At 42.0% G+C, this 19,543-nt stretch carries 22 protein-coding genes; 1 reads left to right on the forward strand and 21 read right to left on the reverse strand.

The window, feature by feature from the left end; all coding sequences use genetic code 11:
- Nucleotides 1-114: 114 nt before the first annotated feature.
- The gene (locus tag NQ536_RS07590; protein WP_155803906.1) at nt 115-1,047 is read right to left on the reverse strand and encodes an RNA ligase family protein; all 933 of its coding nucleotides are present in this window, start codon (nt 1,045-1,047) and stop codon (nt 115-117) included.
- A gap of 548 nt (nt 1,048-1,595) precedes the next feature.
- On the opposite strand from NQ536_RS07590, the gene NQ536_RS07595 reads away from it, so the two are divergent.
- Complete coding sequence (locus tag NQ536_RS07595; protein ID WP_004854084.1) at nt 1,596-2,849, forward strand: deoxyguanosinetriphosphate triphosphohydrolase family protein; 1,254 nt, start codon at nt 1,596-1,598, stop codon at nt 2,847-2,849.
- Nucleotides 2,850-2,958: 109 nt separating this feature from the next.
- On the opposite strand, the gene NQ536_RS07600 is transcribed toward NQ536_RS07595, so the two are convergent.
- The 20 genes from NQ536_RS07600 to NQ536_RS07695 form a co-directional block, all read right to left on the reverse strand.
- The gene (locus NQ536_RS07600) at nt 2,959-3,516 is read right to left on the reverse strand and encodes an HD domain-containing protein (protein ID WP_004854079.1); all 558 of its coding nucleotides are present in this window, start codon (nt 3,514-3,516) and stop codon (nt 2,959-2,961) included.
- Between the two features lie 75 nt (nt 3,517-3,591).
- Nucleotides 3,592-4,359 carry an alpha/beta fold hydrolase gene (locus NQ536_RS07605; protein ID WP_004854074.1) on the reverse strand — a complete coding sequence of 256 codons (768 nt, stop codon included), beginning with the start codon at nt 4,357-4,359 and terminating at the stop codon, nt 3,592-3,594.
- 49 nt (nt 4,360-4,408) lie between these two features.
- Nucleotides 4,409-5,356 carry a cation diffusion facilitator family transporter gene (locus NQ536_RS07610; RefSeq protein WP_004854073.1) on the reverse strand — a complete coding sequence of 316 codons (948 nt, stop codon included), beginning with the start codon at nt 5,354-5,356 and terminating at the stop codon, nt 4,409-4,411.
- 157 nt (nt 5,357-5,513) lie between these two features.
- Nucleotides 5,514-6,095 carry a winged helix-turn-helix transcriptional regulator gene (locus tag NQ536_RS07615; RefSeq protein ID WP_004854070.1) on the reverse strand — a complete coding sequence of 194 codons (582 nt, stop codon included), beginning with the start codon at nt 6,093-6,095 and terminating at the stop codon, nt 5,514-5,516.
- 205 nt (nt 6,096-6,300) lie between these two features.
- Entirely contained in the window at nt 6,301-7,044 is a 744-nt protein-coding gene (locus tag NQ536_RS07620) for a metallophosphoesterase (RefSeq protein ID WP_004854069.1), read from the reverse strand.
- Nucleotides 7,041-7,652, reverse strand: coding sequence for an NUDIX hydrolase (locus tag NQ536_RS07625; protein WP_081445881.1), 612 nt, complete (start codon nt 7,650-7,652; stop codon nt 7,041-7,043). Before NQ536_RS07625 ends, NQ536_RS07620 begins: the two co-directional genes overlap by 4 nt.
- A gap of 15 nt (nt 7,653-7,667) precedes the next feature.
- Complete coding sequence (locus tag NQ536_RS07630) at nt 7,668-8,384, reverse strand: hypothetical protein (protein WP_252199603.1); 717 nt, start codon at nt 8,382-8,384, stop codon at nt 7,668-7,670.
- A complete protein-coding gene (locus NQ536_RS07635; protein WP_004854062.1) occupies nt 8,345-9,505 on the reverse strand; it encodes a hypothetical protein in 1,161 nt (386 codons plus the stop codon). The genes NQ536_RS07630 and NQ536_RS07635 overlap by 40 nt, the downstream gene beginning before the upstream one ends.
- Nucleotides 9,506-9,519: 14 nt before the next feature.
- Nucleotides 9,520-10,689, reverse strand: coding sequence for a hypothetical protein (locus NQ536_RS07640; protein ID WP_118484219.1), 1,170 nt, complete (start codon nt 10,687-10,689; stop codon nt 9,520-9,522).
- Nucleotides 10,690-10,728: 39 nt separating this feature from the next.
- Nucleotides 10,729-11,247: a hypothetical protein gene (locus tag NQ536_RS07645; protein WP_004854058.1), complete on the reverse strand. Its 519-nt coding sequence runs from the start codon at nt 11,245-11,247 to the stop codon at nt 10,729-10,731.
- Nucleotides 11,248-11,314: 67 nt separating this feature from the next.
- The gene (locus NQ536_RS07650; protein WP_004854057.1) at nt 11,315-12,490 is read right to left on the reverse strand and encodes a hypothetical protein; all 1,176 of its coding nucleotides are present in this window, start codon (nt 12,488-12,490) and stop codon (nt 11,315-11,317) included.
- Nucleotides 12,491-12,514: 24 nt separating this feature from the next.
- The gene (locus NQ536_RS07655; protein ID WP_004854055.1) at nt 12,515-12,796 is read right to left on the reverse strand and encodes a hypothetical protein; all 282 of its coding nucleotides are present in this window, start codon (nt 12,794-12,796) and stop codon (nt 12,515-12,517) included.
- A 20-nt stretch (nt 12,797-12,816) separates the two neighbouring features.
- Nucleotides 12,817-13,692 carry an ASCH domain-containing protein gene (locus NQ536_RS07660; RefSeq protein WP_004854052.1) on the reverse strand — a complete coding sequence of 292 codons (876 nt, stop codon included), beginning with the start codon at nt 13,690-13,692 and terminating at the stop codon, nt 12,817-12,819.
- A gap of 91 nt (nt 13,693-13,783) precedes the next feature.
- Nucleotides 13,784-14,704 (reverse strand): GNAT family N-acetyltransferase, encoded by a 921-nt coding sequence (locus NQ536_RS07665; protein ID WP_004854051.1) that lies wholly within the window; start codon nt 14,702-14,704, stop codon nt 13,784-13,786.
- 355 nt (nt 14,705-15,059) lie between these two features.
- Nucleotides 15,060-15,332, reverse strand: coding sequence for a hypothetical protein (locus NQ536_RS07670; RefSeq protein WP_004854047.1), 273 nt, complete (start codon nt 15,330-15,332; stop codon nt 15,060-15,062).
- A 15-nt stretch (nt 15,333-15,347) separates the two neighbouring features.
- Nucleotides 15,348-15,614 (reverse strand): hypothetical protein, encoded by a 267-nt coding sequence (locus tag NQ536_RS07675; protein WP_004854046.1) that lies wholly within the window; start codon nt 15,612-15,614, stop codon nt 15,348-15,350.
- Between the two features lie 286 nt (nt 15,615-15,900).
- A complete protein-coding gene (locus NQ536_RS07680; RefSeq protein WP_044998409.1) occupies nt 15,901-16,134 on the reverse strand; it encodes a hypothetical protein in 234 nt (77 codons plus the stop codon).
- A gap of 146 nt (nt 16,135-16,280) precedes the next feature.
- Complete coding sequence (locus tag NQ536_RS07685; protein ID WP_004854042.1) at nt 16,281-18,242, reverse strand: type IV secretory system conjugative DNA transfer family protein; 1,962 nt, start codon at nt 18,240-18,242, stop codon at nt 16,281-16,283.
- The gene (locus NQ536_RS07690) at nt 18,242-19,087 is read right to left on the reverse strand and encodes a hypothetical protein (RefSeq protein WP_004854040.1); all 846 of its coding nucleotides are present in this window, start codon (nt 19,085-19,087) and stop codon (nt 18,242-18,244) included. Before NQ536_RS07690 ends, NQ536_RS07685 begins: the two co-directional genes overlap by 1 nt.
- A 65-nt stretch (nt 19,088-19,152) precedes the next feature.
- The gene (locus NQ536_RS07695) at nt 19,153-19,542 is read right to left on the reverse strand and encodes a hypothetical protein (protein WP_044998408.1); all 390 of its coding nucleotides are present in this window, start codon (nt 19,540-19,542) and stop codon (nt 19,153-19,155) included.
- Nucleotide 19,543: the final 1 nt, after the last annotated feature.

The raw sequence follows: 19,543 nt of genomic DNA on the forward strand, positions 1-19,543 counted from the left end.
ATCTTCCGTATATTCATTTACTAATATAGCCTAGTTTATATCACATCCGGCTGATTGACTATAAACCCGTAGTTTAAAAATCTAAGTGTTCCTCTTTACGCTTATAGCCGTGTATCAAAGCTCCCATTCTTTTCTGAATATCTCTATTCCAACCTTCATACACATCTTTCCGGCATAGTTTCCAGCCTTCTGAATGATTTCGGGCTCCTCTTTCAGACAGTCTTCATAAATTCTCTTTGGAAGATTCTTATAAATAATCTGCAAATCCTTCCTCTCGATTTTTTCGGGCATTATTCCTTCATCCACAAGCTTATTTACTATTTTCCGCACCCTGGCCTCTGTGACGATCGTTCGGACATATCTTTCTGCCTCATCCATGTCTGCTTTTCTCTGTGAATCATCCCTTTTCCTCATATTTTGCCTGCGGTTATCCACCTTTATCTCATAAAATTCCGGATTTACATACTTCAAAACATGTGGCTCACGTCCCTCCAAAAGAGCCGTCTGGTTCTTTATGACAATTCCCTCCTGCTTTTTTCCATAGGCGGGATCATTTGCAAACTGTTTACAGTGATCCCAGCTTATAAATTTCCCATAATAGAGTTCATGTACATATGGAATGTCACATTCATCTGCAATAGATTTCACAGAGTCCTGAGGCAGCCACTGATCAGCATCTCCATCGAATATGCTGAACAGATAAAATTTGTCATAGTTATCTTTTTCATATATCACCGTATGTTTCACAAGCCACTCTCCGAAAAATATGTAATGTGGATACCTTGCAAATGGTTCCTTGTCCATTTTCTGAACGTATTCCCAGAAACCTCTTAAGTTCTGGTCCTTACTCAGCTCATTATTGCGGCTGAACGCTCTGAGAACATCCTCTTTTTCGTCATACCGTATACTTGCATTGGCCCCATCCATTTTTTCCGTGATACTGATGATATCTCCAACCTGAAATGCCCCTGTGTTTACCGGGAGTGTGATGTCATCGAGCACTGTTTCTCTTTCCCTTACCACCTGGATATCTATATATTTCTTCACAATCAACCTCCAAATTTTTGACATTTAACAGATCTGCTTGCAACGCATTATAGCTAGTGTTTCTGCCGTTTTCAACGCATCTCAAGCAACTTCTGCATTTTCAGCCAAACGCTGATTTTCAGCCATTTGTGGGCATTTTCAGGGATAAAAAAATTTGTTACCCCTGCACAAAACTTAAGCTGGAACATAAGGTTAATTTCTACCCCATAGACAAATAAAATGTAGAACATAAGATAACCGATTTTACCCCATGCACAAAAACGGGCAAGAAAACGACATGCCCGAAGCTTCCCAGGCACATAATGAATTGTTTCCCCAAGGTTGAATAGTCTCACCAAATATAGTATTCTTAAAGTTTATGATAAAATATAATCCATAATCACTGTCATATGGTCCTCAAATATACTGATTTAGTAATAAATAACTTTCAACACATTTGACTTATGGTCTCAAGAATATTTATAATAATCTATATGCATTCTGACATATATTGATCTAAGCCAGCTGCATATATTGACTATCACATTTTACTGAACAGGAGATTTTTAATGAGTGTAAATAAAAATTCAAAATACCATTCTTTATCAAAAGAAGTTTATGAACAGATCTTAGGCGACCGTGAACACGGCAAGATAAACCCATATGCATGCAAGGACTCTGACATTATAAGACGTCAGCCAGACCATGATGCCCCACATCTGTGGAGACCTGCATTTGTCATGGATGTGGAAAAGATACTTCACAACAACTATTACAATCGCTATTCTGATAAGACACAAGTTATCTCATGCTACAAGAACGATGACATATCAAGACGTGCACTTCACGTCCAGCTTGTATCCAGAATTGCAAGGACTATCGGAATGACTCTTGGACTCAATCTTGATCTCATAGAGGCAATCTCCCTTGGACATGACATCGGACATACTCCATTTGGTCATGCCGGAGAGCGTTATCTGAATGAGATCTACAACGAGCATACCGGAAGGCTCTTCAACCATAACATCCACAGCGCCAGAGTACTTGACAAACTTATATTCCGAAATATCAGCCTCCAAGTGCTTGATGGTGTTATATGCCACAACGGCGAAATGGAACAGCAATGCTATACACCTAAGACATTTAACGCAGACGATCCATGGGGAGAATTTGACAGGTCGGTGGAGGACTGCTACACAGATCCTTCTGCAAATAAAAAACAGATTCCAGGTACACTTGAAGGCTGTATCATGAGAATCAGCGATATCATAGCCTACCTCGGAAAAGACAGGCAGGATGCAATAAAGATCGGTCTCATTTCAAATGATGATTCTTTCTCTGCAGGCAGCCTTGGATCCTCCAACGCCCAGATAATTCACAATATGACTGTCAATATCATAGAAAACAGCTATGGGAAACCTTATATAAGCATGGATCCGGATGTATATGAGACCTTCTCCAAAGCCAAGACTGAGAATTACCAGAACATATATAACAATGACAGTCTCAACACAATGTATAATGACAACATAAAGCCAATGTTCTATTGTATATACGAAGAATTACTGAGACAGGCTAAGAGCAAAGACACTAATTCCATACTGTATAAACACCATGTCAACTACATAAAAGATGCAAACCGGTATAGCAATTATTTTGGTAAAAAAGAATTCATCGACAATTATCTCAGTCAGGATCCAAACGAAATCGTAGTAGACTTCATCGCCAGCATGACTGATGACTATTTCATAGATCTGTATGAATACCTTTTCCCAGATGGACCATACAAGGTCAACTATGTCGGATACTTTGACAACATCTGATCATAATTGTCAAAACAAATACCTCCCGGGCAGATTGTTATATTTCCATCATCCGCCTGGGAGGTATTATCATACATTTTTGTAATTAAAAATAACTATTCACTATCGACTACTTGCCGGTCTGATCTGACATTTTCTCTATAAGTTTCTTACATTCAGCCTCAAATTCATCTTCCACTTCTCGCCATGATCTTTCTGCCACAGCAGGGACTGAACTAAGGTTGTCCGTATTCCTATGCGCCTCGCCTTTCATCAGATTCTTAAGTTCGAAGTTCATCATATCATCATCTATCTGTTTCCACATAGCATTCTCTTCTTCGCTCAGATCAGATAATCCAAAATGCTCCAGTATTACATCCATAATCATACTCTCTATCTCAAGATAATTGGACAAATGTGCTTTTACCGGTCTGATTATGTCTGATATATACGCCTCGCTGGCATCGTGAAGCAGACAGGCAAGCTGTAACCGCTCTGACCATCCCCTTGCCTTCGCCTCATTCATACAGTTGATGGAGTGCTGTGCCACAGAAAAGAAATAGGACACATGCCCTCCACCGCGGCACGTGAGGCTTAACGCATGCGCAATATCCTGTATTGATATGTCTGAAGCTGTCATATTCATCGGATCTATTTTGTTCCCCGTATACGTGTCCATCGTTGCCATATCACAGTCTCCTTATCCTTATTTATCAGCATTTTAAGATAGTATATCCTTGTTGTATCATATTCCACTTTTAATTCATTCAAGGTCAAGCAATTCAGAAATAATATCATTGAATTGTCTGCTCTGATCTATGTTGCACACGTGACCGCAATGCTCTATTATTACCAGCTCCGCATCTGTCAGATCAGCTTCCTCCACGATTCCATTTATAAAACACAGATCACCACGCCCGGAAATATATATATTCTCCTCGTGTAATCTGCTCACGAACTCGTCACAAAGTGAAAAATGCTCAATAAAAATATTCATATATGCCTTAAATTCCTGACTGTTTAATGCCTTGGCACATTTGCAGAACACCTTCCTGCTTGTCTTGCTGACTTTCCATGGCATAAATAACTTTGCCATTATTCTGTAGACGACAGGAAATGGAAGTTTGTCACCTATCTTAGCAAAGACATTGACAGCACGCCTGAGTGGTTTTCCAACCGTGCCAAGCGCACCCACAAGTATTGCTTTATCTATGTAACTTCCGCATCTCATCTCCATATATTTGATAAATATAGTTCCAAGTGATACGCCCATAAAAACAGCTCGCTGTATCCCCCGCTCATCAAGCACCTGCGTGATCTCACCCACGACAACATCCAGCGTACTTCCCATCTTGGACAATTTCAGTTCACTGTCTCCATGGCTTGGCAAAGTTATCGCCAGAACATTAAACTTCTTTTGAAGCAAGGGAATCTGATTCTTCCATACCCTGTTGTTTCCTCCAAATCCATGAAGCAGAACTATATATCTATCGGTATCACATGAGCTTTCAAAAACTTCATAATGTAACAATATCCTTGCATCCCCTTGATCATTTGTATTTTGTATTACAGCTTTACTATCAATCTGGTATGACCTCTATATACACCTGATCATACTTATCCCTTAGCTCCTGTTTTATCTCGTCTCTCACCTTATGAATGATACTTATATGTATCACATCCGTCTGATTTCCTATATATACCTCAACCCACAGCTTCCGCCCGGTCTGGATGACATCCAGAAAAGTGACCTCATATGGGTAATCCTTCATATGCTGATCCACTATGGCTCGTATCTGACTAAGCGTCTCTTCCTCCGGAGCAAAAAGAATAAGATTCTTGATACTCTGAAATATCTCGCACACCGGCTCTTTTATGAGAAGAAGTGCCATAACCACCGCTACAGCCGGATCAATATAAGGGGTCATAAAACGCAGACTTGTATGCAAAAGAGCAATCTGTACCGCAAATGCTATAGCAACTCCCATACTGCTTATTACGTCAAGCTTCCACATATACAGCTCCGCTTTGATAGTTGTAGACTCATATTTCTTACTGTAATGGCCAAGTATCGCATACATAACCGCACAGCATACACATACAAGAAATTCAAATACCGCTATGCTCCCCGCATCTACATCATGTCCCCCATGAAACAACAGCTTTATATTCTCAACCATGAGATTACATGTGAGTGCAAGTAATACACTGTACTTCACAAGGAGGAAAAGCGATTCCACCTGAGCATAGCCATATGGATGTTTCTCCGTCACCGGTTTATACAGAAGCGGAACCAGCACCATGAATGGTCCTATCATGACCAGATCTGCAGAGTCGAACAGGCAGTCCGTCCAAAGTGAATGTGAATGGGTATACCATGCCATCACGCCCTCCGCAAGTATAAACAGAACGCTTCCCAGAAACGACAGACGAAGTATTCTCTTCTCTATTGCAAGCTTGTCCTTTCTCGACCTACGTTCCTTCTTCTTAGCTTCTCTTTTACTAATTTCTACATCTCTTTCATTCATTATATATTCTTCCTATGTTTAATTTCCATAGACCACAATATCATCAGTACATAATATAATCAAGTATCGGCTATTGATTTCTCCTTTTTGATATGTATATTTTTTTACAAAAGTATGCAGCAGTATAATCGTCCTGCTCTGCACCATGGTTTTAAAATTACTCGTTTATTTCCCAATATCCGCTCCGACTTGAGCCAACTCTTTTTATAACACCATCACTCTGCAATTTTGATATATAACGTTTAATTGATCTAAGTGAAGTTCCGGTTTGTTCCTGCATTTCTTTCTGCGTTATTTTTTTATTTTCACGAATCAACTCAACAATCTTTGCCTCAATATCCTCTTCGTGTACATCCGTTCCGGTTTTGGTGTCATTGGTGCCAGCTTTGGTGCCAACTTTAGTGCCATTGGTGCCAACTTTAGTGTCATTGGTGCCAACTTTAGTGCAAGTTTTGGTGCCATTATCATCAACATGTTCACTTTCATTGCGTTCTTTAAGTGGAACTGTCAGTTTAAACACATCTCCCTCTTCAAAATCAGGTTCACCGCCCGAATATATTTTTGTATACTTATACAAATTACGAACTCCTGAACCTAATGAATCTGCATAGCCAATATTAACAAAGAAATTTGACAACACCGGATTTTTGGGATACGGTGTGAAATTTTGAGGTTCTATCCGTCCTACTCGTTGCGCCCTGTTCCAATTCTCTGTATATATCTTGTCCGGTTCAACCACAAGTTTCGCCGGAAATGCCGTACTAAACTCACGATGTACAAGAATATTGCTTACAATTTCACGTGCAATCGCATTTCTAACACTTACACTAACATTATCAATCAGGAAAAACTTGTCATTTATGTGTGTTCAATCCTGATGTATGACCAGTACAATAAGAAGAAGCAATCCACCTAAAGATTGCTTTCTTTTATAATCTCATTCTTTACCTATAATATTCCGCACCGGTCTCGACCTCGTACAGTGACAGCCGTCCGCCACTTTCTCTGTGTCCCGCCCCGGAATCTATACTGATCAGGTTTCGGTCCCGGCGAATTTTATATGAGCCGTCATAATTCAGACGCATCACGGGAACGTGCCCGACCAACACCGTCCGATCAAATGCTTTCCGATCTGCAGTGGGTATGTAGTGAATATCGTTTGATACCAAATGCTTGAACAAATCCGAACGTGCACTACTCTCGATTGTCTTGACTACATTGATGCTGCCGTCCGGTTCTCTGACAATATAATCTGCCTGAAAGCCGGAATGTGTCATGAGCAGCTGTCCATCCCTGCCCTCCTTCGCGCCGTCAATCGTGAGATATAACGGCAGGCTCTGTATATACTCAGCAAGAGCTTCCGTTTCAGATGGATTGAGGCGGTTGACCTCCTCCACCGTGTCCGTGCTACCAAATGCCCGCCATGTAAAATCCGATAATTCTCTGCGAATATACTGAAGGCAGAACAGCTCATGATTGCCCATGGTGAGAAATACGTGTCCCGGATGCTCTTCCGACATCTGCTTAATCTCATACAAGAGCTTCAGTGAACACTTTCCACGATCAAGCACATCGCCATTGACATACAGCTTGTCGGCATTTGCGTCAAAAGAAACGTCTGCAAGTAACTTGTGAAAATTCTTGGAATCACCATGAATATCCGATATGACAAACGTCCTCATACTCATACATCATTGCTCCCTTCAACATGAAATCCCTGCTTTTTCAAAGAAGAATAAAGCTCATATACCTCTTCATAATATAGCGAACTGCTGACAAGCAGCCCATCATTATCCATACGTTTCAATTCAGTCAAATCCACCCACTTAAAGTCCCGAACTTCAACATTGTCAATCTTACAGATAGTTTTTTCTCTGTCTACCACAAATAACCAGGCATCAAAGAAATCACTATACTTATCTCTTCTCTCTGATTTTATCAAAACTGGTTGTATTTCCGCAAGATCTATTCCTAATTCTTCCCCGACTTCACGCTTTGCACCTTCGATCGAAGACTCACCCTCAAGAACAGAGCCACCTGTCCTCTCCCACATCAGCTCATCCGTCCGCCCTTTCTGCCTCTGCGAGATCAGGAAGTTACCATAGTAATCCATGACCCATGAGTGAACGACGATATGATACAATCCGTCAGAAATCCTGTCTCCACGCTTGTGGTGATTTCTTACCCAGACTCGATTCCGATTAAACAAATCCCAATATTCAACGATGCTCATAATTCGCGTCACCTCCCTCATCGCAAGTGCCTCCACGCTCATACCACCGATTATTATTCTCAAGTAGCTCCTCAAATGTCACCGGTTCGTAATTGTTGAATTCTTTGAACGTTTCTTATAACGGACTATTCCTACCGGTTTATCAACCTCAAGCGCAAGTTCTCTCCAATCGAATTCCTCTACTTCATCGTCCATCTCTGATTCAGGAGCATAATAATACATATTTTTTCTTGACCAAGTCACCCGCATAGTAACGTCATCTTCCTGTTCAGCTTTCTCTGCCGGTACAAATAAGCGAAAAGTGTCTCTTTTTTGATCAGACCAGATTGTTCGAACGATCAAGCCTGTCGCATATAACTCCGCCATAAGTATAATAACACAAATAAATACACCCATATTTACCGTAAAGACTTTGCTCCATACCGGCAATCTTGAAAATGCCACACCAAATGTTTTAAACGGATAGTCCGTTACATAAAGCATATTAAAGCTATCCGGATACCTTTTGTACATCATATCGAACAGTAACAACTCTGTAACCTTGATATTACACGGAATTATCACAATAAAAGCAAACAAAAATGACCACAGGCTTTCATGCCCGGATGTAAAGCCAACCATTCCAATCATAACAAAAAACAGCAATACTCCAATTCCGCCATCGATCAGATCCCGTTGAGCAGCTCCCGTATAAAGGAAATACCCACTGTTTACACCCAATATTAATAACTTAATTATATCAAACACCATAATCATCACCCCATCAATCCGACATAAAATATGATCAAGCTCCAAAATCCTATATGCCCTATAATCTGGAGAAATACTATCAATGTACACACAAGCAAAGCGCCGACTGCATGGATTCCCCTTTGAGCCAGAAGTTCATGCCTTGTATCACTGTCACGAAACAGTCGGCCAAAATAACTCAGTCCATAGGAAATGTGATTTGCATGCATCATTGCATCTAACACTTGGATACAATCCTCATGTAAAAATGACGGAAAGAAATGTACCGCGCACCTTATAAGAATGCCAAACAACATTCCGCTGACAATCCAATAGAGAATTGTATTTTCCGTGTGAAGCAACACTCCTGACAAAATCGAAGCAATCAAGAAGTCACAATATGCGCCGGCCAGCCTGATGTGCATCCTTCGGATTGCATAATATTTCCCGATAACCACAGAGTCATCTATCAGGTACCAATCGCCATGCAGCAACGAACCATTTAAAAATCCCTTATAAATGACACGGGCTCCGAACAACCTGCCGACAGCACCATGACACAAATCCCTCGGAAACCCTTCTAAGAGGAATACAACCACAGTACATAACATCATAAGTAAAAATCCACCAAGTTCCCATTCCATGTCATTTGCAGCAGCCGAAATCAACGCCCGAGGCAACAAGGTTGCTCCAAAGGAAAATAACATTACACCCAACAGGGATAACACGACTGTCCATAACATCGGATGAGCCGACTTACTGTATGTTCTCCACTGCTCTTTATAAGCCTTTTTTGCTTCTGTAAGAGCCTCCTCACATACGAGCTCCGTTACATATTCTCCGGTCTCGTCCACCTCTGTCTTTACGTGACCTGTCACACCCTTTTCTTTATCTATGCTCTCCTGAATCGTAGCGGCAAACTCCAATATTTCATGTTCTCTTATGTCCTCTTTCTCGATATATGATTCTTTCCACAAGCTGTTGCAGATATCAGAAGAACATCTGTCCACAATCGGATCGTTGTTTCCGGTCATACTAAACAGGAGACGTGCCTCATCCTGATTCAGTTCCCTCTCTTTACCCAGGAATTCATTGTGTAGCACTACCTTTCTACCACCTTCTGATATCTCGGGAGTGACCCAGCTGGCAATACAGCCATATTCTCCGTCTACATCTAATAATCTCATACGTCATCACCCCCCTAGTCTTCCTGGTCTGGATTCAGATAATTATACACGTAATTTCTATAATATCGCGTTTCCGTTTCACCTGTTAATTCTGCAAGAAATTCAAAACTTCTCTTGTCATCATCATTTTCATAGCCAAGAAGAGGATCTCCATTCAGATAACGTATATATGCAGCGCAATTATCAAACTTCCAAAAAGCGCGTTGCGTGTCTGTAAGTGTTATATAGATATCACAAAGTTCCTGCTGATAAATGTGATACACCTGATGAATCACCGCCTGGCAAGCTGTTTCAGAATCAGACAGACATTCTGTGCTGATATACACCGTGGATTGATCCGCATTATATTCATACTTCCCATACTCATCCTCGTAAGAATCATCGCTGAATACAAATTGCATCTTACTGCCAAGTCCCTGATCATTTGCATAGGCGTAAGCTACAGCCTGTAAAGTTGCCTCCTTCTCCGCATCGGAAATCGTCGACCAAATGCTGTCATCAATATTCTTGATGGTTTCGATATTATTATCCAGAGAATACTCATCTCCATATACATATGTTGGCTCATAGGCATCATCGGCTACAGCATCATAGCCGACTTTTTCATAATATGTGCTCTTGATCTCCGCGTCATCCATACACTTCACAGAGATTGGCATAAAAATGCAAGCTGTAACAGCCGCCAGGTAGGCTCCCAGCCAAGCGATCTGCAATCCCGGAACATTACCTCTTCCATCTACCTTTAAATCTCCATTGCTTGATTCATTTTTCTTCCGTCTAAATACAGCCAAACCCATACCAACAATCGCTACACACACCGCTATCGTCAGTATCAATCGGAATCTGTCTGATGACAGATAATCCATAAATGTCCAAGCGACATAAGCTCCAAGTCCGGCAAGTACATTCACACAGATATATTGCCACTTCCTGTCACGCCATGTAATCAGAATCCCGACTGCACAACTAATCAGCAGGCAGACTGCAAGACAAACCACCGACTCATCAAAGGCTGCTATCCGAATGAACTTTGGCAGGAAATGTAGCAGATCATATCCAAGCACCGCCGCAAGTAAGATATGCTCGACGATGTAACCTAATGCTGTACTTGTAAACGGCGATTTGTCCTCCGACACGGTATTTGAATCGTTTACATCATTTGTTGTTTCATTACTCATTGACATGATGTTCATCTCCCTTGTAAATTTCGATAAGTCTTTGTATCAGAAACTCCTTGCAAATATAGCCACGTCATGACTAATCAACTGCAAGCAGATTTCACGCGCATTCTCTTTTTCGCATCCCACCTCATACGATAAAGAGAATCTGTTTTTTGCTTTCACTGCTGCCTCAACCTCACAGGATTTTGCGAGCGAAGATATAAACATGCAGCCCTGTTTCTTCCTAATATCTTCTGCCATGTCCGTCAAGCAATCTCGAAATTCCTCATCGAATTCCGTAAGGAGCTCATGGTATACGAAGAACTTCTCTTGCTGTAAATCATCCTTCTTATCCAACACAGTTCTGAAAACAAATCTCAGGTCATACCATCTTGTATAAGTCCGATTTAATTCAAATCCACCAATTACCTTATATTCGTTCCAAGCAATATTATCGGATGCAATACGAATATGTACCGTTTCCCCACCAACATCCTTTAATGTATTAAACTGTCGAAGAAACTCCGCATATGGTTTCATTTTCAGAATCTCTGCCTGTGTCTTGCTTTCGTTTCCAAACATACGACCACCTCCTGTGATTTGAAGCTATAAAATATATCCTTGCTATCCGGCAAAATGTCGCATGAGTTCAATCAGAATTTTCATCGGTATAGCATACGTCTACAACATCCCCTATATTTTGCATGTACGAAACCCATGAATAAGTCGCGTATTCCTTTGCCGCCGCTTCAATGGGTTGCGATTCATATGCTTCATAGCTTGACTTGCCGCCTATCACATACGATTCATCATTCTTTATCCATGACTCCACATCTTTAAAACACCATAAGGACTTCTGCGACTCTGTCAGCGTTTGTGAATAAAGTTCCATCATGTCGTGCTCATATGCATGGTAGACTTCCTCAGCAATCACCATGAAAACCTCATCATTATCGTAATCAAGAAGTCCATCTTTTATCGTTACCTTTCTATTATTCGAGTCATACTGAGCCCTAACCTCGTAATACAGAGAGCTGGGAAGATTATCCGAAAACTCAAGGGACACGGTTTTTACGCCAAGATACTTACATTCACAATCAAAGATTGCTTGCACTGTTTCTTTTTTCTGCTCAGTAGTAAGACTTTGCCACTCATCATTATCGTAAATCTGTTTGATTGTATCAAAGTTTTTTTCAATACCATGATCTTCATAGTAATTTGTCGCCGCATAATCAAAATCAGCATTGCTTCCCATTGATTGATTCATTTGATTGCAATAGATTTCATACAATTTCATCCAATCTGTGTGACCCACTGCAAGCGGAATCAGGATTGCACAAACTCCACAGGCAATACAAGCATTCCGTCTAATAAGATCCCTGACGCGAATTCTTCGCGCCATCGCCAATCTTTGCCTGCTCACAGTCCTTGCTTCGGTATGTCTAAGGCAAATCCTTACGATTCCAACACCGGAGCAAATAGCAGCCGCAACCATTATCGCAATCAGAGTAGCGACAGAATAACAGCCAAGTTGAAAAATTACATATAGCCCACAGCCTGCCGCTATATTACAGACCACATTACCACAAGTCCTTCGAGCAGAAAATGTAACTGCTACTCCAATCGAACAGACTAATACCATGCAACCAAACAGCCAGACAGGTGAATCATCATACAGCGATGACGGCACGCTGGTGAATAGTGAAAGCCAGAAAAAATACCAAAATCCAACAAATCCGCCCACCAAAATATGCAATATTACATATAAAGATTTGCTGAGCGTTGACTTATCTTTCAGTCTTACTTTCTTTATGTACAGCATCATTCATTCCTCCAATCCTCACTCATATCACTCGTCTTCCTCCGACATCTGATATCCCGGAGCAATCACAAAATGCTTCCTGTCGATTCCATTGTCATCGTTGCATCTGAAATAATAAACGTCGACAAACCAAGAATCTTCAAACTCTCTGACATAGACAGAACACAGATTACCCACGCCATAATCAAAAGTCAGGCTGTCAATCTCTAAGAGTTCCGTCTCACAGTTATCCAATGCCGGATAGCTATCCTTGTCGATGGTAGGATTTTTGTATATAACTCTCTCGATTGTCCGCAAGCTGTCCAACATGAATCAGTCCTTTCCCATTCTCATGAATCTTTCTCTTTGTTATCGTTCAACCAAGACAGGAGCTCTCTCCTTTTAACAAAATCCGCCACCAACCTGAACTCAATTCCGACCACACCATACTTCTTTTCTTCTTCCTCAGAGTAATATGCCAGCATATCCCGGTAATCAGCTGCGGCACGATCATCCGACTCATACCCACACTTGGACAACGGAAGATTCTCATATAATTCCTTAAACGAAGGAAATCTGTGAATCTTCAAAACCTCAACCAAAAGCTTCTGATCCGGCTCACCAACCATAAAGAAATGTATTGCATCTCCTTCCCTGATCTGCGAACGCTTTTCATCGAAGAGCCTCAGTTCGATTGTCTTTTTCCCGGATTGAATCTTGCGAAACGGTTCCTTATTCAACTTCATTTCAAAGAGCTTCGGCCTTGCCGCTCTTTCTTCTTCCGTTTCTGACGCCCTTATCTTTTCCCATGTATAATCAAACGCCTCGGAGATTTGATTTGATACGGCTTTATCGGCAAGGGAAAAGCTATTAAAAAGACACCCAGGATCCTGCGGCAGTTCATACGGTATATCACACTTTTCCGGATTCAAGACGTATACGATTGCGTCAATCAGTTCGCCCTCGCAGTAGGCATTAACCGGTTTCTTTATGTATATATCCGGAACTCTTGCAAATTTATCGAGTGCTTCCTCTGCTGCCGCATCAATCTCCCATACAGACATGGTAACCGCATGCTTCTCGCTTTCCTCGATTGTGATGACAGACCGAAAAGCATATCGGAACCCACGAAGTGTACCGTCTCCGATAAGGTTTTGGTATTGTTTGTCTGTACTCAAGTACATATACTCTGACATATCCGGATCATACACACATACGTATTTCATACTGCTTCACCCTCCTCATAATAGACATCTGTATCTACTGCCACTCTTTATGACAATGGACTGATTTATGCTGTGCGCCTCCATGAATATATCATTCAAATGGTGCTTTCAACAGCATCTCATACAGCTTGGCTCTATCAGCCTTTGTTTGTTCTGATTCTTCTGTATCTTCCGACATATCGCTAACCTCATCAGTAGCCCGACACGGAAGCGGCAGATCAAAATTCTGTTCATATTTCCTCTTCAGCATATTCTTTTCATTGTCGTTAAGAAGCGAAGCAAAATCAGTAAACAGCTTAACATACAAATCCAATATGCCATCGTAAGAACCAATGCAGTCAAGAATCTCGTCAACGGATGCTCTTACAGCAGGCATATCATCCAAATAATCCTCTATTGCGAAATCCTTACCGTCCGAATGCATAAATGACTCCGCAATCACTTCGGCCAATGTTGCCTCTTCGTTGCTTCTACGCACACACAACCGCCGGAAATCCTGCTCCAGGATTTCCATACGAACCAAGTCCTGCCAGTGTCCGTGACTCCACAGTGACTCATGATCTCGCCCACATTCCTTAAGCCCAGCCTTTTCATAGCAATGTTTAGCCCGTGAATTCTCCGAGTTGAGCGTCAGTCCCACTCGGTGACAGTTCAACTCATCGAAACAATATTCAAGCATCAGCTTGATTGTCTCCGTGCCATACCCTTTGTTCCAATGCTCTGACTCCCCAATGAGGATGCCGAGAAAAGCGTTTCTGTTATGCTGCTTAATTGTGGCGTTCCCCAGCAACAGTCCATCCTTATCCGTGATATTGAATATAAAGCCGCGCTCGCTTTTCGCCCATTTCTCTTCCTCTTCGTAGCCGGCGACCGCATTATTCTTGCCGATAAAGCAATTGAAGTCAGGATTGTTTACCCATTCCGTATACTTTAAAATCGCCTCAGTGTCACGCCTGAATGTACATAAATCAACGTGCTCGCCACGCAATCTTACCACACTACTACTACACATAGTAATCACCCTCCTTTGTCATTTCCCGCACCAACTATGGTGTCATGTCGAATTCCTACTTCCGCCTACTCATTCTCTTAAATGGCACCAAACAGCCCAAGCACATGTTGTTTTTCTGCCAGGTTATTTATAATCTCAAGCGAATCCTCTCCGCATACCCTTGCGATTCTGATCTCCAAAGGCTTGAAATTGCTCATCAGCAACAAGTATGTCTTCCCCGCATCCTCCACTTTGCCGATCCAGATGAATTCCTTCTCGTCCTCCAGCTAGATGATCTCTCCGTTTTCGATCATGTCTTCACATCCTCCCTTATCTCCGCCGCCGGCACTCATTTGAGCCGGCGACTTGCATTTACCTAATCCAATTTAGCCGACTTTATAGCTTCCATAAAGGTATCAAAATTTGCGTCTTCATGATAGTCCAGCAAATGAATCAAGGTTGCTTTCATCAACATTGCCACATTCTCCCTGTCCTCCGGGATGACATGGTTCTCAACAGCAACACTAATCATCTCCTCGACAATGCTTGCCATTTCCGCAATCTGGCTTCCGAGGTTGCTACCGTCAAGCTCGACCTCAATTTTTGTTGCTTCCTTGTTGTCAGCATCATAATGAATATCACATAACATAACCAATTCCTCCCTCTACTCGTTAAGTCCGAAAATCTTTGCAAAGCTCTCTATATCTGTCCCTTCCCGATTGCTCATCAAGCTAATCAGTACATCCTTAAATGTTGTAGATGTCTCCTCCCAGTCCCCCGGCATGCAATGCTTAATAACCACAATGTTAAGAATGCCGTCGATGAGACTTGCAATGTCAGCCAATTCATCGGCAAAATCCTTCCCGTAAAAATCGGCATCAACCTTTGTTGCATCGAGATCTTTGCTGTCATAATGAATATCACAATCCATAAGCGTGTGTCCTCCTTTGAATTGTTTTCTATTATGTATATCTGCAAGCTTTCCGATTTTGTCGCATGTGCAGACAAATCTTTCGCTTAAACCTACAATATCACAACTTCATCGCTGGTTTTTTTAGGGGAATACTTATGTATTTCTCCGTCATCGTCCTTCAGCGCGCGCACGTTATTATCTTTTTACAAATTATGGGGTTGGGCAACACCCCTACGGAGTCTAGCGTCTCGTAAGGATGCCGCTCTTCTAAACCCATTCTTACTACCAATGGTCTCTTCAAGCTTTATGCCGCATACAACTTATCCCAGATCCAAGCATCGACGCCGACATCTGCATTTGATGTAAATACATCATCCGTTGCAAAAATTACATGTCCACATCCTTCAAAGCTGATAAAAGTATGGAAAGATTTCTCACCCTTCTCACTCTTTTCATCCTTCTCACTCTGATCGTCATCCTTCTGTTTAAATGACTCTCCGTCCATCTGACTCCCACTAACATGATAATTCTTGTCCATAACGCGTCCTCCTTTGAATTGTTTTCTATTATGCATATCTACAAGCCTTCCGATTTTGTCGCATGTGCGGACAAATCTTTTGCCTAAGCCTACAATATCACAGCTTCAGCGATAATTTTTTTTGGGGAAAAGCACACTTATAAACTCTATGACTTCTCACTGTCACCACTGTCATCGTCCTTCAGCTCATGCTTGTTCTTCCTACTATTAGCATTCTTTCCTTTGCTATTGCTTTTCTTGTGAATCTGCTCCCTTTTCTTTTCTATACGTTTGTCCAACTCTATCTCAGCAATCCGCCTGTCGATAGCCTTTTCCATTTCTTCAACGGTCTTTGGTGTTTCTATGTGTCCGTCCCTGAACCTGATAAAACGATTTCCTTTTTCATCCTGCATGACTCCGTTGAAATTCAACCGCTTCATCTTCTGATCATTTTCTAAACGCTCTTCCTCTTCCAACTGTGCAATTTTGCGGTCAATCTCAGCTATCATCCTGTCAATATCTTCAGGCGGAATAATAGGTGTACCTTTCTTTTCTCTGCCATTCATCTCGTCCTTGTTCAAATCGACAACTGACAGTTCCATTTCACCCGGTTCACATCCAAATGGCAGAACCTCGTCAGATTTCGACTTACCGTTTTCCTCCGCCATCTTTTTTTCCATCAACTCACGTTTCTGTTTGTTAACAATCTCCTGAAAATCTATCGGATTCAAAGTCTGTCTCTCCCTCTCACAGACATTGACATGCTGCGTCGGCGACACCGGATACGCAGATATATCCGGTAAATATCCGACAAATGGGCGAGCCCGTTCAAGAAGCAGCAAGACCTCCCCCTTGTCCTTATTCAGATACCTCAAGTGATCCATTGACATCAACGGGTGTTTTGCACCGGTCAGTTCATCGGAATACAAGCCGCACATAGCCGATATTCTTTGCAGCAGCATAATGTCAGTCGAATACAAATACACCAGATTTGCGCAGTTTCCAAAGATAATCGATGCCCCTTTATTCTCATACAAAAGTCTCAACTGATCCATGCTCTGACAAACAATCAGCCAGCGAATATTACGGCTTCTGCCGGCTGTAATCTTCCCGGACATATTGTTTATCGCTGCAAGGTTACCGAATTCATCAAGTATGAAGTTGATTCTCCTCGGCAATCTGCCGTCATACTCCTCTTCCGCTATATCAATCAATCTCTCATACATCTGATCTATGGTCGCAGAAATAAGCTTGTTGTATACGCTGCCCTCGTCCTTGGTGATGATAAATACCGCGCACTTCTTCTCCACGAGGTCTCTCACATCAAACGTACTGTTTGCGGTTGCGTCGATAATATCCTCGTTCAAAACGAACGGTGTAAGACAAGATGTATATACCGAATATAAACCACCCTGTGTGTCACTCGGAGCGTTAATCGCAGGAGCCGCCAGCTTGTATGACGGCGCATCCTTAGCACCCGGGCGATTATAGTACTCTTTTATGTACTTCGATCTCCCATATTTCCCATCGCCTTGTATGTGAAGGTCATACAGATGATTGATGGTACACTCCTTTTCAGGGAGCAACTCTGCCTGAAGTAAGGATAATCCCGTCATATATGAAGCAGCAGTGAGATCCCAGAACCTGTCTTTCTCGCTCTTACGATCAGAAAACATTGTCTCACTAAATGCCTGAAACATCTCTGCCGCTCTTGATGTATTTCCTTCCTTATAGATCTTAGATGGATATTCAAGCGGGTTATATCTATCTCCACGAAGAGGTCTTCTGTAGTCAAGCACAATGACCTCATATCCTTTCTTCTCAAGTTCTCTGTACATGTATCTGTTAATCTCACCTTTCGGATCGTGAATAACCAGGTTCTCATTTTTCCGTATGCAGGAAAGAGTATACGGCATCAGGATCTTACGAGTTTTGCCGCTGCCCGAAGCACCCACAACAAATGTTGAAGCCTCCGAATCGTCTACATATGCAGTCCTTCCGGTGCTGATAATCGGCACGCCGGCTCCCATAACATCGCCCGACTCAAAATTCACCTCTGTATATCTGTCCTTGATTTCCTCTTCCGATTCAAAACGGACTTTCTCCGTAACATGTGTCGCATTGACCATTATCTTCCACCTCCACTAATACAAAATCCAACGCTGTTCCCCTCAGATACCTTGATATCCGGAAGTGCGCTGCTGATTGCCCTTTCAAAACATTCCACATCTACATTTCCGATTCCGACCAGAAACAGTTCATACTGAATCCGCTTGGCAATCAGTTCCAATGAACTATATCCGTCGAACTCCGTCTGCTCCCGCCACTCTGACAGTGCCGCCTTGAATTTCTTCTTGTAGGTATCCGGAAGTGAGATATCCACGTCCGCAAGTTTCTTCCACACATAATCAACTGACATCTCCAAATCCGGATGATCGAACTCAACCCTTACCATGTGAAGTATACGGTTCAGCGACATCTCCAGCTTCTCTTTCTCCGTAAACTCCGGCAACACGTGGAATATAAAGTGCATGTTATCCCTGTTCTGTTCTACAAACTCAAGCAGAGTACCAAAGTACGGATTGGTAAACAAATCCCTGCCCTCAAAACGTGAGAAAGACAACAAAAATGTGCCATAAAAATTATTCTGCGTTGAAGCCGCCACACGTGGCGACGAGAAAAACAGATTGTACTCGCGCGGTGAATCATCACATGGAAAATCCAGTTCAAGGAAAGTACTCAATCCCCGAATATCATAGATATGATTCTCATCTATAATCCGGCTGTATACTTTCCCGTACTCCGTTGTGCCTGCACCGGACGGACTCACCAGCAGCAAATTTGGAACAAGCTGCTTGCAATATGCAGCATCCGATCTGGCAATCGTCTGAATCTGATACAAGGCAGTCTTTGCCTTCGCGTCAATATTTAATTTTTCAATATTTTTTTCAATGGATTCTTGTACTTTGTTCATAAAAAATGCGCCTCCTTCATCATCTTGTTTTTTATAACGTTTCGTAATTAGAAATCTTTATCTTATTATTCCAACCAGTACAAATCCGTCTGTGTATCCCCACATTGCTTATCAAGCTGATGGGCTACTACAATCGAATAAATACACCTCCCGATTCCATACAACCAGGCAAATGCAAGCACAGCGCCAAGTCCCAGCACAAGGAATAAGAGACACACGATGGTTCCCCACAGTGGGTTCATCAGCAGACTTGTAAACTGCCCGGAAAAATATGTCTTCAGCACCCCACCGATCAATTTAAACAGTACACTTCCCGCATAAAACGTGCCCACAAAGTAAAACGGAAGCAACAACATTTCCCAACATACAGAATCAGACCTGTACGCCCAAACAAGTGCAACAATAACTCCGATTCCAGCTGCAACTAATATACGAATAACCTCTCGCTTCATCATG

The organism is Coprococcus eutactus, assembly GCF_025149915.1.
In the GTDB taxonomy this organism is placed as follows: domain Bacteria; phylum Bacillota; class Clostridia; order Lachnospirales; family Lachnospiraceae; genus Coprococcus; species Coprococcus eutactus.